This window comes from Pseudomonas petrae, assembly GCF_021728295.1.
Classification (GTDB): domain Bacteria; phylum Pseudomonadota; class Gammaproteobacteria; order Pseudomonadales; family Pseudomonadaceae; genus Aquipseudomonas; species Aquipseudomonas petrae.
Genome location: NZ_JAKJXE010000006.1, coordinates 1 through 15,599, shown reverse-complemented (window position 1 = coordinate 15,599; position 15,599 = coordinate 1). Strand labels below are relative to the sequence as shown.

The following is a 15,599-nucleotide window of genomic DNA, read 5'->3' as shown; positions in this document are numbered from 1 at the left end:
TGTGGCCTTAATGCCAGCATGGCACAGGGGATTATTTCTTGAAACAAATCTGTCATAAATCAGGTGTTTGAAAGCCACACCTTTGCGCCCTGCCGATAAAAAACGGGGCATTCACAGCCCCGTTGTATTGACGTCTATGCGGCGGAGGTTATTGACCCGGCACGTCCTTGTGAAGTTTAACCGGGTCCTGCATCGCACGCTTTTTAGCCATCGAGGTGCGCATCTTGATGTTGATCGCCTCGACCGCCAGCGAGAAAGCCATGGCGAAGTAAACGTAGCCCTTCGGCACATGCACATCGAACGATTCGGCAATCAGCACGGTACCGACGACAATCAGGAACGACAGCGCCAGCATCTTCAGCGATGGGTGCTTCTCGATGAAGTCGCTGATGACGCCCGCGCACAGCATCATGATCAGCACCGCCACGATGATCGCCGCGACCATCACCGGTACGTGGGACACCATGCCGACGGCGGTAATGACCGAATCCAGCGAGAATACGATGTCGATGATTGCAATCTGAAGGATGGTGTACAGGAACAGGCCGCCCTTGCCTTTCGGCTCGTCCAGCGTCTCTTCTTCGCCTTCCATACCGTGATAGATCTCTTGCGAGCTCTTCCACAACAGAAACAGGCCACCGAAGAACAGGATCAGGTCGCGTCCGGAAATGCCTTGCCCCCAGACCACGAACAGGTCGTCGGTGAGGCGCATGACCCAGGTGATCGACAGCAGCAGCAGAATCCGCGTCACCATCGCCAGCGCCAGACCGAAGATTCGGGTGCGCGGCTGCATCGCCTTGGGCATGCGGCTGACCAGGATCGAGATCATGATGATGTTGTCGATGCCCAGCACGATTTCCAGGGCAGTCAGCGTGAAGAAAGCAACCCAGATCTCAGGGTTGGTCAGCCATTCCATTACGTATTCCTTTGAGCGTTCGTATTCCCGCTGGCGCGGCTGCGTCAGAGGGAGCGTTGAGTTGCGTTATAGAGTGCTGAAGAACGGGAAAATCCCCATCAGCAGCGCAGCGATCAAAATGCACACGCACACCAGCACGGCCCATTTGAGGGTAAAGCGCTGGTGATCACCGAACTCGATGCCCGCCAGTGCCACCAGTAGATACGTCGAAGGCACCAGCGGACTCAACAGGTGGACGGGCTGGCCGACGATCGAGGCACGTGCCATTTCCACCGGGCTGATGCCGTAATGCGAAGCCGCTTCGGCCAGTACCGGCAGCACGCCATAGTAGAAAGCATCGTTGGACATGAAGAAGGTGAACGGCATGCTGACAATCGCAGTGATCACGGCCAGATAAGGGCCCATCGCTTCAGGGATCACGGCCAGCAGGCTCTTCGACATCGCGTCGACCATCCCGGTGCCGGACAGGATACCGGTAAAGATCCCCGCAGCAAAAATCAGTCCGACCACCGCCAGCACGCTGCCGGCGTGGGCCGCAACACGGTCTTTCTGCGCTTGCAGGCAGGGATAGTTGACGATCATGGCGATACTGAACGCAATCATGAACAGCACCGGCAGCGGCAACAGGCCCATGATCAGCGCGACCATTAGCACCAGCGTAAGAGCACCGTTGAACCAGATCAGCTTGGGACGACGGGCGTCGGGAAACTGCGAAACGCTGATGTCGCTGTGATCGCCTTCGTCACCGGGCAGCTGCAACTCACCCAGGCGCGCGCGCTCACGTTTGCCGTAGAAGTAGGCAATCACCAGAATCGCCACGATGCCCGCCAGCATTGCCGGAATCATGGGCACGAAGATGTCGGATGGATCGACATGCAGGGCGCTCGCCGCACGCGCGGTCGGGCCGCCCCAGGGCGTCATGTTCATCACACCGCCGGCCAGAATGATCAAGCCGGCCATGATGCGCGGGCTCATGCCCAGACGGCTGTACAGCGGCAGCATGGCGGCCACGCAGATCATGTACGTCGTGGCGCCATCACCGTCCAGCGAGACAACCAGCGCCAGCACCGCCGTACCGACCGACACTTTGACGGGGTCGCCTTTCACCAGCTTGAGGATCTTGCGCACGGCCGGGTCGAACAGCCCGGAGTCGATCATCAGTGCGAAATAAAGGATGGCGAACATCAGCATCACGCCCGTTGGCGCAAGCTTGGTGATGCCCGCAAGCATCATTGGGCCGATTTCGGAGGCGAAGCCACCGAACAAGGCAAAAACGATAGGGACGATGATCAAGGCAATCAGCGCTGACAGGCGCTTGCTCATGATCAGGTACATGAAGGCGACGACCATGGCGAAGCCGAGAAAGGTCAACATAGCAATACTCCAGCGTTACGCGGCGGGGAACGGACGAGACGAATCGATCAGCTCAAAACGAGCGGCGCGTGGAGTCGGGGATTACGGAGGGGGTACTGCAGGGCACATGCAAGCATCGGAAATCACCTAATTGTTGTTGTAGATGGGCCGGAGAACGTCAAGCGCGTTCGTCCTGGCCGACCGGTCTGTCGCCGGCGGTGAGGGGATGCTAAACGGGGAAGCTTTCAGCCAGCTTTCGTTGCACTTCTCAAGTTGACGAGCGGGAGTTTGAGTTATCGACCTCAGGATGCGGTCAGACCCATACACAACCGGGAGAGTGCTCATGAGTGAATTGCATACCGGCGGATGCCATTGCGGCAATCTGCGTTACCAGCTCGATGGCCCCGTGGATGACGTTGCCCACTGCCACTGTTCGATTTGTCGGCGCACGTCAGGCGGCATCGTGATGACGTGGACCAGCGTGCCGGTCGATGCTTTCAAATGGCTGGCGGGAAGTCCGACCACCTATGATTCAGGTCCGACGTGCGTAAGGTACTTCTGCAATAACTGTGGGGCGCAGGTCGCGCTGTTCAGCCGCAACAGCCCGGAGACCATGGACGTGACCATCGCTACCCTTGATCACCCGGAGGTGACGCCTGCCGATCGACACATCTGGACCGACAGCCACCTGCCCTGGCTGCACCTCGACGAGCATCTGCCGGGTGAGCCTGGGGAAACTGCCTGAATCATTGCGGGCCGTGCAGCTGCGCAACGATCAAGGCAGCTCCAGCCCGCCGGCTGCCTTGTGCAATGCCCGCAGGTGCTCGCCGACCTGCTTGAGATTGTCTTCGGTCGCGGCGATCTCGGCGGCGCGGTCGGGATCGAGCAGCGCCCTCACCTCTTTGTCCAGATCGCCGCTGAGCCGCTGGAGCTGTTTCTGCCGCTGACTGCTCTCGTCCTCCAAACGCTTCCACTCGCCTTCCTGCGGCAGACCGTAGCCGCCGCTGCCGAGCAGTTCTGCCGGGCGACTCAGGAATCCGCTGTTAGCCAGGATATCCTGCAGTGTGCCGGTCGCCTTGGAGACGCCGTTATCCTTCTGCTCCACGGCACTGAGGTATCGCTGCTTGACCTCATCCTGCGCGAGCAATAGCTGACGACGCAGCCCGGCCTGTTCCAGCAGCAGCATTGCCGCGCTAGTGCGCAGATCCGCCTGAGCGAAATATGGACGCCGCTCCTGCGGCGTCAATGCCAGCCAGTCTTCCACCGTGGTTTGCTTGACGCTGGTGGTCTTGCGCAGCACATCGAACATCGCCTGATAACGGTCGCGGTACGAGTCGAAGCGGTAGCCCATGCGCAGCGCTTTCTTCGGATCGTCCAGCACGCTGGTATCCGCCAGCCCCCTGCCCTTCAGGACTTCCAGCAGCCCGTTGGGCATGATGCTGTCCAGCCCGACAAGCCGCGGATCGTAAGTGCCACTGCGCAGCAGCTTCAGGTTTTCCACCGCGCAGTTATTGGACAGGAACCAGTAATCCCCGTCATAGGCCCAGTGCATCTCGGCAGAGTGCTGAACCAGACCGTTGATCTCCTCACGGGACAGTTTCAGCGGGACCGAGGCCAGCCCGCGCAGTTCGGTCTTGGTGTACTCATCGATGACCTGACCCAGCGGCAGGACAAACAGGCGCGACGGATACTTGCCGGTCAATCCGCTCCAGCTGGACAGCTGCAGGTCGTTGACAAAGGCGCGATAGGACAGCACCAGGTGCTGATCCAGGTCCAGCCGACAGTCGGGGCCACGCGGGCGACCGGGCTTGCAGATCACCAGCCGCAGCATGCTATGGCCCCAACGGCTCGCCAGATTCTGGTTGGCCTCGGCCAGCAGGTAATCGACTTCGTACACCCGCTCGGGGTCTAGCTTGCCCAACGGCTCTCGGGCAAAGTCGTTACCGGCATTGAGATAAGGATAGGACGTCGGGCACTGATCCTTCGTCGCGGGCGCCCAGTCGAACCGAGCCTTGTAATAGTCGTACAGCGCCGGACGGCGGCAGGCGTAGGCTGGGTCGAGGAGGAAGTACTCCATGTTCACCGCAACGAATTCCAGCGGGCTGCTGATCTCATAGATGTCCGGGCTGCGAGCGACTTGGCCGTTGCGCTCTTCCCTGTCACCGCGGCGGCCAACGTACTGCGGCCATCCCGCCAGATCCAGAAGCCGCGGATCATCGCTCAACGTGAAGCGTCGGTCGGTCTGACCCCGGCAACTGTCACGCAGGCCAACCTTGCCCACGCTCTTGCCCTGCCGGACACACGCGACAATCAGCTTGCGGTCTTCAGGGGACCAGAGCTGCGCGTGATCATAAATATGGGTCAGCTCATGCAGGACCGTGGCGAGCATTTCCTCGCGCACGGTGCCGTGAGGACGGTTTGTTCGGGTCGTTGCGGCGCTGCCGTCAGTCAGCCCTGCGAGCAGGTGCTGATTCAGGTCCAGCCGGTAAGGACCGTCTGCACGACCGTAGGCATTGGACGGCATGTCGTCGGTCCAATGCACTTCGACCTTGCGATCAAGTTTGCGGACGAACAGTGGCGGCAGGTGCGCCATGGCTTCGTCGAGCAACGTCTGGCTGGCCTTTTGTTGTGCAGGACTGAGCCCGTCGGTATGCAGCGACAGGCTGAGGTCGGCGAAGGCGCTCGTGCAGATCAGCGAGAGCGCCGACGTCAGCAGCCAGACAGCGAGGCGTTTCACAGTGCGAGGATGGCCTCGGCGAGGTCCTGATCACTGGCGTTACGCGCTTCAGGCAGGCGATCGCGCAGGGTCATGAAGGCTGCGTCGAGCAGTGCGCCATGGATATCGCCGTTGCTGGCGACATAGCTGGCGGCATCGTCACGGGCTTCAAGCACGAGTTTCCAGTTGCGCACGGATGAGGTGGTGTCGGAGGTGAAGTCGATGCTGCGGCCGAGGGCGCGAACGACGATGTTACTGGTGGCCTTCAGGGTTTGTGCCTGTGCCATATCAGTCAGCAGGAGCAGGCCGATGGCGGCAGCGATCAACGGGGTACGCATGGAACGTCTCCAAATACGGAAGTTACAAAAAAGTGATTATTGGACGAGGATTGCCTGCGCCAGTTCAAGGTCGCTTGCATGAAGTTTTGGACGGGTTTGACGCAGGTATGCCAGCGCTGACTCCAGTCGTGCTCCTCGCAGTTGGCCATCACTGGCGACAAACACTGCAGCATCATCCTGGGCGGCAATTATCAACTTGCTATCGAAAGGCCCGGTCGTCACCTGGCTGGTGGCGTATCCGGTTTTGACCAGGCCTTATGTGGTCACATCGAACGCCAGAACCTGAGTGCAAATACTCAAGGTGGCGATGACGGCAAGCACTAGGCGAGACAACGAATGCATGGCTATTCAGGGCTGTTCAGGTTCTGCGATACGAGTCGCAAGGCTAGCGCAACACCTGGGCCAGGGCTAGTGCAAAGACCTGGGCGCGCGCTGGAAAAACCTGTCGCGATACTGAATCAGATGGCAAGAATCGCTTGCGCGAGCTGCGCGTCCGACGCTTGCAGGCCGGGTGCAACCTCACGGATGTGTTGCAAGGCGCCCTGGAGCTTCACGCCACGGATCTCGCCTTCGCTGGCAACGAAGCTGGCTGCGTCGTCGCGGGCGGCCAGGACGATCTTGTCGTCATGAAAGGAGGAGGAGATTTTCGACGTGGCATTGGACGAAGCATCGAGCGCACGGACGATGGTGTCGGTAGTGACCACGAAACTGGAAGCTTGGGCTCCGGTGGCAGCAACGATCAGGAAAGCAGCATTCAACAGGCGAACGCGAGACATACAGGCACTCCAAAATAACGGGATTCGAAAACCACTGACGCTTAAATCGGAAGCTCAGCGGTAGCTGTCTCGCGAGTGCGTGGTCAAGGTGGCGCAAGATTAGCTTATAAGCGGTCGCGCGAACCATCCCAGCCGTATGCCAGTTGCCGCGGTGCGGCCCCTAACTGCCGAAATCGACCGGAATCATTGGTCTGTATAGGTCTGTCTTGGCGATTATAAAACTGTACTGTTTTTCACTTGCTGCGGTTCGCCTCCGGCTGAAACGACAAAACCCGTCAGCAGTGATCTGCTGACGGGTTTTGTTTGAACAATTGGGGTTGCTGGTGAGAGGCGCGTAGCCTGGGACCAGCAGACGCTAAACTAGCGCCAGAACGGCTTGCTCAGCTCTTCGTAACGCTGGGATTCGCTGATACCGGCGTCAGCCAGCAAGCGTGCATCCAGACGAGCCAGTTGATGGCGGCTGGACAGACGACGCTGCCAAAGCATCAGGTTGGCAAACATGCGCAGCGGCAGGGAGGCTTGTGCGGTTTTTGCGGTGTCTTCGTAGAACAGTTCGGAACTGACGGTGCGTTCCATGATGCTTCTTCCTTCCGCTTGTGGCGGGATTAGAGAGTGACTTGATTGGTGACAATATTCCTCTCATTGTCCTTTTCTCTCTAGACACAGTTCATTTGTATTGTGCTGCTCCAGTTAACTGTTAAACCACACTGTTTTGTTCGGAAGTGGGGCAACTGTACGGGTCCGCACCATAAGCGTGCTTTTTCGATGCTTGTACGGATGATTTCCGGTTTTGCCTGGGCGCAGTAACCCGTACAGCAGTACAGTTTTTGCAGGATTTGGGCTCAGTCTGCGAACTGTGGCGACGAAAGGTCGTCGCCACTCTCAAACTGTATTTTCAGATTGCCAACATGCGGCCGGTTTCTTCCAGGTTCAGGTGCCAACTGAGTGCATCCCGCAGAACATGCGGAGTGTGACCGCCAATCGCGCAGGCGCGGAGGAAGTAGTCATTCAGCGCCTCGCGATAGGCCGGGTGCACACAGTTGTCGATGATGACCCGGGCTCGTTCGCGGGGTGCCAGGCCTCGCAGGTCTGCCAGTCCGATCTCTGTCACCAGGATGTCCACGTCGTGTTCGGTGTGGTCCACATGGCTGACCATGGGCACCACGCTTGAGATCGCCCCGGCTTTGGCAATGGACTTGGTCACGAAAATGGCGAGATGGGCGTTACGCGCGAAATCTCCCGAACCACCTATCCCGTTCATCATCCGCGTGCCACCTACGTGAGTGGAGTTGACGTTCCCGTACAGGTCGAACTCCAAAGCGGTGTTGATACCGATGATGCCCAGGCGGCGGACGACCTCCGGATGGTTCGAGATTTCCTGAGGCCGCAATAACAGTCTGGATCTGTACTGCTCGAGGTTGTCATAGACCGCGGCGTGCTTGCGTTCGGACAGCGTCATGGAGCAGCCCGAAGCAAAGTCCAGTTTGCCTGCCTCGAACAGATCGAACGTCGAATCCTGCAGCACTTCCGAATACATGGTCATGCCGTGAAAGGGTGAATCGATCAGCCCTGTCATGACGGCATTGGCGATCGTGCCTACCCCTGCCTGCAGCGGCATAAGCTGATTGGTCAGGCGGTTCAGCCGCACTTCGTTCTTGAAGAACTCGACCAGATGCCCTGCGATGGCTTGGGTGTCGTTGTCTGCCGGCAATACCGTCGACGGCGAGTCGGGTTGATTGCTGATCACGATGCCGACGATTTTGGCCGGATCTATCTTCACGGCTTGACTACCAATTCGGGTGTCCGTCTTCAGCACCGGGATCGGCAGGCGCGTCGGCCTGTATGTAGGTATATAGATGTCGTGCAGCCCTTCGAGCTCCAAGGGCTGGGCGAGGTTGATCTCGATGATCACGTGTTCGGCAAGAATGGCGAAGCTCGCCGAGTTGCCAACTGACGTGCTGAGCACCAGGTGGCCTTCTTCGGTGATCGCCACACATTCAATCACGGCGATATCCACGGCCTTGATCTGGCGATTGCGCAGTTGCTCGACGGTGTCGGACAGATGCTGGTCAATAAACATGACGCTGCCGTCGTTGATGGCCTTGCGCAGGGTGCTGTCGACCTGAAAAGGCATGCGACGGGAGAGTACGCCCGCTTCGGTCAGTTGCTTGTCCAGATCGTTGCCCAGGCTGGCCCCCGTCATCAGGCTGATCTTCAGCGGAACTGTCTTGGCCCGTTCAGCCAACGCCCGGGGTACGGCTTTGGCTTCGCCAGCGCGGGTGAAGCCGCTCATGCCGACGGTCATGCCGTCCTTGATCAAGGAAGCGGCGTCGGTCGCGCTCATTATCTTGCTCATCAGCGAGGGCAGACGGATTCGTTCACGGTGCATGTTGTTTAATCTCATGACAAAGATGCGTGAGCGAAGTCTAGAGATTTGAAGTTTGTTCGTCCCGCTACCAAGGTCGCAATAAAGGCTCTAATTAGAGCCTCTGCGCGAGAAACACTTTTACCCGGGCTGTAAAAAACCCTCGGCCATGACCTGCGCCGAGGGTTGTTTTATCGCGGGTTGCAGCGGTTATTCGATCGCTTTGACCATGTCCTCGATGACCTTTTTGGCGTCACCAAAGACCATCATGGTTTTGTCCAGATAGAACAGCTCGTTATCCAGGCCCGCGTAGCCGCTGGCCATGGAGCGCTTGTTGACGATGATGGTCTTGGCCTTGTACGCCTCGAGGATCGGCATGCCGGCAATCGGCGACTTGGGATCATTCTTGGCCGCCGGATTGACCACATCATTGGCGCCAAGCACCAGGACGACGTCCGCCTGACCGAACTCGGAGTTGATGTCCTCCATCTCGAACACCTGATCGTAAGGGACCTCGGCCTCCGCCAGCAGCACGTTCATGTGCCCCGGCATCCGGCCGGCCACCGGGTGGATCGCGTACTTCACCGTAACGCCTGCGTGGGTCAGCTTTTCGGTCAGCTCTTTTAGCGCGTGCTGCGCGCGAGCAACCGCCAGCCCGTAGCCCGGAACGATGATCACGGTATCAGCGTTGGTCAGCAGGAAGGTCGCGTCGTCAGCCGATCCCGATTTGACCGGACGGGCTTCCTTGGTGCCGCTCGCAGCACCGGCATCCACTGCGCCACCGAAGCCGCCGCCGATCACGTTGAAGAACGAGCGGTTCATCGCCTTGCACATGATGTACGACAGAATCGCGCCGGAAGAGCCGACCAGGGAACCGGCAATGATCAGCATCGAGTTGTTCAGCGAGAAGCCAATACCCGCCGCTGCCCAGCCTGAATAACTGTTCAGCATCGACACCACGACCGGCATGTCCGCGCCACCAATCGGGATAATCAGCAGCACGCCAATCACGAACGCCAGGATCAGCATGATGCTGAACGCGAACAGGCTACCCGTCAGCATGAACGTGATGCCGAACAGTAGCGTCGCCAGACCCAGAATCAGATTGAGCTTGTGCTGACCGGCAAACTGCACCGGTGCGCCCTGGAACAGGCGGAATTTGTATTTGCCCGACAGCTTGCCGAAGGCGATGACCGAACCGGAGAACGTAATCGCCCCGATCGCCGCGCCAAGAAACAGCTCCAGACGGTTGCCCGCAGGAATCGGATCGCCCAAGTGGTGAACGATGCCCAGCGACTGTGGCTCGACCACTGCAGCGATGGCGATGAACACGGCTGCCAGACCAATCATGCTGTGCATGAAGGCGACTAACTCCGGCATCTTGGTCATTTCGACGCGCTTGGCCATGATCGAACCGGCAGTGCCGCCGACCAGCAAACCGATAAGGATATAGCCAATGCCTGCGCTGGCACCGTCGGTGGACAACGCGGCCAGTTTGAATACCAGTCCGACCGTAGTCAGAACAGCCAGGCCCATGCCGAGCATGCCGAACAGGTTGCCTCGACGCGATGTGGTTGGGTGAGACAAGCCCTTCAACGCTTGGATAAAGCAGATCGCAGAGACGAGGTACAGCAAGGTGACGAGGTTCATGCTCATTACTTGGCCACCTCGTCTTTTGCCTTGGGCGCTTTCTTTTTGAACATCTCCAGCATCCGCCGGGTGACCAGAAAACCGCCGAAGACGTTAACGGCAGCCAGCGCGACGGCCAGGGTGCCCATGGTTTTGCCCAGTGGTGTCACTGTCAACGCTGCGGCAAGCATGGCGCCAACGATGACAATGGCCGAGATGGCATTCGTGACTGCCATCAGCGGCGTGTGCAGCGCAGGCGTCACGTTCCAGACCACGTGGTAGCCGACGTAAATGGCCAGCACGAAAATGATCAGGTTGTAGATACCGGGTGAGATGAACTCTTCCATTATTTTTATCCTCAGCCGTTCTTGCGGATGACTTGGCCATCGCGGCACATAAGGCACGCGGCAACGATGTCGTCTTCGAGGTTGATCTGGAACTGTCCTTCGGGGGTGAAGAGCAGCTTCATGAAGTCCAGCAGATTGCGGGCATACAGAGCAGACGCATCCGCCGCGACCATGGCGGGCAGATTCGTGTGGCCGACGATGGTCACGCCGTGCTCGACCACCACTTGGTCGGCCACCGTCAGCGGGCAGTTGCCGCCCTGCGCTGCAGCCAGATCGATCACCACCGAACCGGGCTTCATCTGCGCGACTGTTTCAGCGCTCAACAGCACCGGCGCTTTGCGACCGGGGATCAGCGCCGTGGTAATCACGATGTCCGCCTGCCTGGCGCGCTCATGAACGGCCACTGCCTGACGCTGCATCCAGCTGGCCGGCATCGGGCGGGCGTAACCACCGACGCCCACGGCAGCCTCGCGCTCCTCGTCAGTCTCGTAGGGCACGTCAACGAACTTGGCCCCTAGCGACTCGATCTGTTCCTTAACGGCCGGACGTACATCCGAAGCCTCAATGACCGCGCCCAGACGTTTGGCAGTGGCGATGGCCTGCAGCCCCGCAACGCCCGCTCCGAGAATCAGCACGCGCGCTGCTTTCACCGTACCGGCCGCCGTCATCAGCATGGGCATGAAGCGCGGGTAGTGATGCGCCGCCAACAGCACAGCCTTATAGCCGGCGATGTTGGCCTGGGAAGACAGCACGTCGAGGCTTTGCGCTCGGGATGTGCGTGGCGCAGCTTCGAGGGCAAAGGCAGTGATCCCGCGTTCGGCCAGCTTGGCGATCATGTCGCTATTGAAAGGGTTGAGCATCCCGACAACCACTGCGCCGTTTTTGATCAGCGGGAGCTCGGCGTCACTGGGAGCCGAAACTTTGAGGATAAGCCCGGCACCAAACGCATCGACGGCGCTCCCGATCAATGCGCCTGCTGCCTCATAAGCACTGTCGGTCACGCTCGCCGCAATGCCCGCGCCGTTTTGGACAGTCACCGTGTGGCCTTGGGCGATGAGCTTTTTGATGGTCTCGGGAGTGGCGGCGACCCGGGTTTCACCAAGCTGGGTTTCGAGGGGGACTCCAATGTGCACGTCAAATCTCCTGCGTGATCTTATTGTCTTTAATTAGGCCAGCGCGCTACGGCCCGAGGGCTGGGATTGCGATCACTACGCCCGTTAAAACAGCCGGGCGCGGCATTTTGCAGGGGATACAGAGGGGCTTCAAGGGTTTCTGTAACTGAACGAAAAATGTACTACAAGTCACCCCGTGACCGGTTGACGCACTAGATCGCTCAAGAGCTTGATCCATATGGTTTTTTAAGGATTTTAGGTTCTCGCCGGCATCCTGATGCAAGAGTTCTAAAAATGACATGGAATCAGGCTGCAGGACGCTATTTGTATGACTATTGGGGTGTTCAGGTCTAAGAAGAACGGTGTGTCACAGATGCGACAAATCAAGATATATGTAGGTTTTTAAAAATCCGTACTACATGGAAACGTAGTGTGCGAATCAGCATTCAAGGCAGGGAGTAGGTGCCGGCCTGCTGTATCAGCCAGTCGCGAAATGCCTTCAGCGATGCCGATTCCGTTTTGCGCTCCGGAATCATCAGGTAATACGCCTTTGTGCTCGAGAGCTGGTGCGGGTTGGCAATCACCAGGCGCTTTTCGGCCAGTTCATGCTGAATAAGAAATGGCGGGATCAGCGCGACGCCCATGTCGTGCATGGCTGCCTGCGCGAGCATAGAGAATAGTTCGTAACGCGGACCTGTCATGTCGCGGGCCACGCCCATGTCCAGCGAGTTGAACCATTGCCGCCAGGCGTAGGGCCGAGTGGTCTGTTGGAGCAGCGGCATCTCGGCCAGTTCTTGAGCGCTGATGCTGTGCCGTGCCCCAAGCAGCGCGGGGCTGCAGACCGGCATCGGGTTTTCGCCCATCAGTCTGTGGGATTCGGTACCGGACCAATCACCATCGCCAAAGTAGATCGCCGCGTCGAATTCGGTATCCGCGAACAAAAAGGGCCGCGTGCGGTTGGTCAAGTTGATGGTGACATCAGGGTGTTTTTTCTGAAAATCCTTCAGGCGCGGAAGTAGCCATTGCGTGCCGAACGTAGGCACTACCGCGAGTTCGATCACATTGACGCCCTGATGACCCATCACCGACAGCGTGTCGCGTTCAACGGCGTCGAGTTGCGTTGCGATGCGCCGGCTGTAGGAAAGGCCAGCCTCAGTAAGCTTCACACCCCGTCGCGAACGTCGGAACAGGCCGACATTCAAGAACTCTTCCAGGCTCGCGATTTGTCGGCAGATTGCGCTCTGGGTCAGGGAAAGCTCCTCGGCCGCCTTGGTGAAGCTCTCGTGCCGCGCGGCTGCCTCGAAGCTCACCAGCGCAGCGGTGCTTGGGATTTTACGACGCATGTACCTTTGCCTCACTTAGAAGGGTAGGCCGACTGCTGCCTGGCGTGTTTCGGAGTGAGAAATTAGCACAAGATGATGCTAAATCGTCGTTTGCTCCGTTAAGGGTTCAGGCCTAGGCTCGCTCCATTACTTTTCCGGCAGGTCCGGAAGCGCATTTGGTGAGGAGAGAATCATGAGCGGCAAGGCAAGTTTCAGTTGGATCGACCCCCTGTTGCTGGATCAGCAGCTCACCGAAGAAGAGCGCATGGTCCGCGACAGCGCCGAGCAGTTCGCCAGGGACAAGCTGGCGCCGCGCGTGCTTGAGGCCTTCCGGCATGAAAAGACGGATCCGGCCATCTTCCGCGAGATGGGTGAGATAGGACTCCTCGGCGCTACGATCCCGGAGCAGTACGGCGGTAGCGGCCTGAACTATGTGTGTTACGGCTTGATCGCTCGCGAAGTCGAGCGCGTCGATTCCGGTTATCGCTCGATGATGAGCGTGCAGTCCTCTCTGGTCATGGTGCCTATCAACGAATTCGGCACCGAAGCGCAAAAGCAGAAGTACCTGCCAAAACTCGCGTCCGGTGAATGGATTGGTTGCTTCGGTCTTACCGAACCCAATCATGGTTCGGATCCGGGGGCGATGATCACCCGTGCGCGGAGCGTCGAAGGCGGCTATCGTCTGACCGGCAGCAAGATGTGGATCACCAACAGCCCGATCGCCGACGTCTTTGTTGTCTGGGGCAAAGATGACGCTGGGGACATCCGCGGCTTCGTGCTGGAAAAAGGCTGGCAAGGCCTGACTGCTCCGGCGATTCACGGCAAGGTCGGCCTTCGCGCTTCGATCACCGGCGAGATCGTGATGGACAACGTGTTTGTGCCGGAAGAGAACATCTTCCCGGACGTCCGAGGTCTCAAAGGGCCTTTCACGTGCCTGAACTCCGCCCGCTACGGCATCTCTTGGGGCGCCTTGGGGGCTGCCGAGTTTTGCTGGCACACCGCGCGTCAATACACGCTGGACCGTCAACAGTTCGGCCGTCCGCTCGCAGCTAATCAGCTGATCCAGAAAAAGCTCGCTGACATGCAGACCGAGATCACGCTGGCGCTTCAAGGCTGCCTGCGTCTTGGCCGGATGAAAGACGAGGGCACCGCAGCGGTCGAAATCACCTCCATCATGAAACGCAATTCCTGCGGCAAGTCCCTGGACATCGCGCGTATGGCGCGTGACATGCTGGGTGGTAACGGCATCTCTGATGAGTTCGGTATCGCCAGGCATCTGGTCAACCTGGAGGTGGTCAATACCTACGAAGGTACTCATGACGTCCATGCGCTCATCCTGGGTCGCGCGCAAACCGGCATCCAGGCCTTCTATTAAGGGGTCCGCCATGGGCGCGCTATCGCATTTGCGTGTGCTGGACTTGTCTCGGGTGCTCGCAGGCCCGTGGGCAGGGCAGATTCTGGCTGATCTGGGTGCGGAGGTGATCAAGATCGAGCGACCGGGCAATGGCGACGACACGCGCGCCTGGGGGCCGCCCTTTCTGAAGGATCCGCGCGGAGAAAACACGTCCGAAGCTGCCTACTACCTGTCTGCCAACCGTAACAAACAGTCCGTCACCATAGACTTCACTCAGCCTGAAGGGCAGAGGCTGGTTCGGGAGTTGGCGGCGAAGTCCGATATCGTCATCGAGAACTTCAAGGTTGGCGGGCTGAAGGCCTACGGACTGGATTACGAATCCCTGCAGGTGGAAAACCCCAGGCTCATCTATTGCTCTATTACAGGGTTCGGTCAGACGGGGCCTTACGCCAAGCGAGCAGGTTACGACTTCATGATCCAGGGGCTCGGCGGGCTAATGAGCCTTACCGGTCGTCCCGAGGGGGAAGATGGCGCGGGACCGGTTAAGGTCGGTGTAGCGCTGACGGATATTCTGACAGGGCTGTATTCGACTTCTGCGATTCTCGCTGCTCTGGCGCATCGTGATCAGGGAGGGGCTGGTCAGCACATCGATATGGCGCTGCTGGATGTGCAGGTAGCGTGCCTGGCGAATCAGGCGATGAATTACCTGACGACGGGCGTGTCCCCAAGGCGACTGGGTAATGCTCACCCTAATATCGTGCCCTACCAGGATTTCCCCACTGCCGATGGCGATTTCATTCTCACGGTGGGGAACGACAACCAGTTCCGCAAATTCGCAGAAGTGGCCGGGCAACCGCAGTGGGCGAGCGATCCGCGGTTCGCGAGTAATACACAGCGCGTGGCGCATCGTGCCGAGCTGATTCCGCTGATCCGGCAGGCCACCGTCTTCAAGACGACGGCTGAATGGGTCACGGCGTTAGAGGGGGCGGGCGTTCCGTGTGGGCCTATCAATGATGTCGCCCAGGTATTCGCAGACCCACAGGTGCAGTTCCGCGGTTTGCAGGTGGATTTACCACATGCATTGGGCGGTACTGTCCCTCAGGTCGCCAGTCCGATCCGCTTGTCAGCGACGCCTGTTGAATACCGGCGAGGGCCGCCGTTGTTGGGGGAGCACACGTTGGAGGTTCTTACCGGTGTATTGGGCTTATCAGACGCCGAGGTGATGATGCTGCGTGAGGCGGGTGTACTTTGAAGGCTGATGCTTCTTCAGGTGTGTATAGCCAAGGTCTATATAAACAGAAGCAACTACAGGATTTCCTTAAAGTTTTACCTTTTTCACTGAAAGTTCAAATTAGGTGTTGACGCCCCTCG

14 protein-coding genes and 1 pseudogene are annotated in these 15,599 nt (G+C 58.9%); 3 read left to right on the top strand and 12 right to left on the bottom strand.

Annotated features, from left to right (window positions below; genetic code table 11):
• Positions 1-148: 148 nt before the first annotated feature.
• Complete coding sequence (locus L4G42_RS11595) at positions 149-916, bottom strand: TerC family protein (RefSeq protein WP_237250289.1); 768 nt, start codon at positions 914-916, stop codon at positions 149-151.
• A gap of 66 nt (positions 917-982) precedes the next feature.
• Positions 983-2,290 (bottom strand): CitMHS family transporter, encoded by a 1,308-nt coding sequence (locus L4G42_RS11590; protein WP_237250290.1) that lies wholly within the window; start codon positions 2,288-2,290, stop codon positions 983-985.
• Between the two features lie 322 nt (positions 2,291-2,612).
• Here L4G42_RS11590 and L4G42_RS11585 point away from each other — a divergent pair, with 322 nt between their 5' ends.
• Positions 2,613-3,014 (top strand): GFA family protein, encoded by a 402-nt coding sequence (locus tag L4G42_RS11585; RefSeq protein WP_237250291.1) that lies wholly within the window; start codon positions 2,613-2,615, stop codon positions 3,012-3,014.
• Between the two features lie 30 nt (positions 3,015-3,044).
• Here L4G42_RS11585 and L4G42_RS11580 read toward each other — a convergent pair whose 3' ends face one another.
• From L4G42_RS11580 to L4G42_RS11535, 10 genes and pseudogenes are all read right to left on the bottom strand, one after another.
• Positions 3,045-5,006, bottom strand: a complete 1,962-nt coding sequence (locus L4G42_RS11580; protein WP_237250292.1) for a DUF7844 domain-containing protein — start codon at positions 5,004-5,006, stop codon at positions 3,045-3,047.
• Positions 5,003-5,323 carry a DUF2388 domain-containing protein gene (locus L4G42_RS11575; protein ID WP_237250295.1) on the bottom strand — a complete coding sequence of 107 codons (321 nt, stop codon included), beginning with the start codon at positions 5,321-5,323 and terminating at the stop codon, positions 5,003-5,005. The genes L4G42_RS11580 and L4G42_RS11575 overlap by 4 nt, the downstream gene beginning before the upstream one ends.
• Positions 5,324-5,359: 36 nt before the next feature.
• Positions 5,360-5,665, bottom strand: a pseudogene (locus tag L4G42_RS11570) (DUF2388 domain-containing protein).
• Positions 5,666-5,781: 116 nt separating this feature from the next.
• A complete protein-coding gene (locus L4G42_RS11565) occupies positions 5,782-6,099 on the bottom strand; it encodes a DUF2388 domain-containing protein (protein ID WP_237250296.1) in 318 nt (105 codons plus the stop codon).
• Between the two features lie 360 nt (positions 6,100-6,459).
• The gene (locus tag L4G42_RS11560) at positions 6,460-6,675 is read right to left on the bottom strand and encodes a DUF1127 domain-containing protein (protein WP_093466716.1); all 216 of its coding nucleotides are present in this window, start codon (positions 6,673-6,675) and stop codon (positions 6,460-6,462) included.
• Positions 6,676-6,994: 319 nt separating this feature from the next.
• Positions 6,995-8,488, bottom strand: a complete 1,494-nt coding sequence (locus L4G42_RS11555; RefSeq protein WP_237250301.1) for an acetyl-CoA hydrolase/transferase family protein — start codon at positions 8,486-8,488, stop codon at positions 6,995-6,997.
• A 186-nt stretch (positions 8,489-8,674) separates the two neighbouring features.
• A complete protein-coding gene (locus L4G42_RS11550) occupies positions 8,675-10,120 on the bottom strand; it encodes an NAD(P)(+) transhydrogenase (Re/Si-specific) subunit beta (protein WP_237250302.1) in 1,446 nt (481 codons plus the stop codon).
• A complete protein-coding gene (locus L4G42_RS11545) occupies positions 10,120-10,440 on the bottom strand; it encodes an NAD(P) transhydrogenase subunit alpha part 2 (protein ID WP_065987890.1) in 321 nt (106 codons plus the stop codon). Before L4G42_RS11545 ends, L4G42_RS11550 begins: the two co-directional genes overlap by 1 nt.
• An 11-nt stretch (positions 10,441-10,451) precedes the next feature.
• Positions 10,452-11,573, bottom strand: a complete 1,122-nt coding sequence (locus tag L4G42_RS11540) for a Re/Si-specific NAD(P)(+) transhydrogenase subunit alpha (protein WP_237259261.1) — start codon at positions 11,571-11,573, stop codon at positions 10,452-10,454.
• Positions 11,574-11,998: 425 nt separating this feature from the next.
• Positions 11,999-12,895 (bottom strand): LysR family transcriptional regulator, encoded by an 897-nt coding sequence (locus L4G42_RS11535; protein WP_237250304.1) that lies wholly within the window; start codon positions 12,893-12,895, stop codon positions 11,999-12,001.
• A gap of 172 nt (positions 12,896-13,067) precedes the next feature.
• On the opposite strand from L4G42_RS11535, the gene L4G42_RS11530 reads away from it, so the two are divergent.
• Together L4G42_RS11530 and L4G42_RS11525 are read left to right on the top strand one after the other, a co-directional pair.
• Positions 13,068-14,249 carry an acyl-CoA dehydrogenase gene (locus L4G42_RS11530; RefSeq protein WP_122534346.1) on the top strand — a complete coding sequence of 394 codons (1,182 nt, stop codon included), beginning with the start codon at positions 13,068-13,070 and terminating at the stop codon, positions 14,247-14,249.
• 10 nt (positions 14,250-14,259) lie between these two features.
• Complete coding sequence (locus L4G42_RS11525) at positions 14,260-15,480, top strand: CaiB/BaiF CoA transferase family protein (RefSeq protein ID WP_237250305.1); 1,221 nt, start codon at positions 14,260-14,262, stop codon at positions 15,478-15,480.
• Positions 15,481-15,599: the final 119 nt, after the last annotated feature.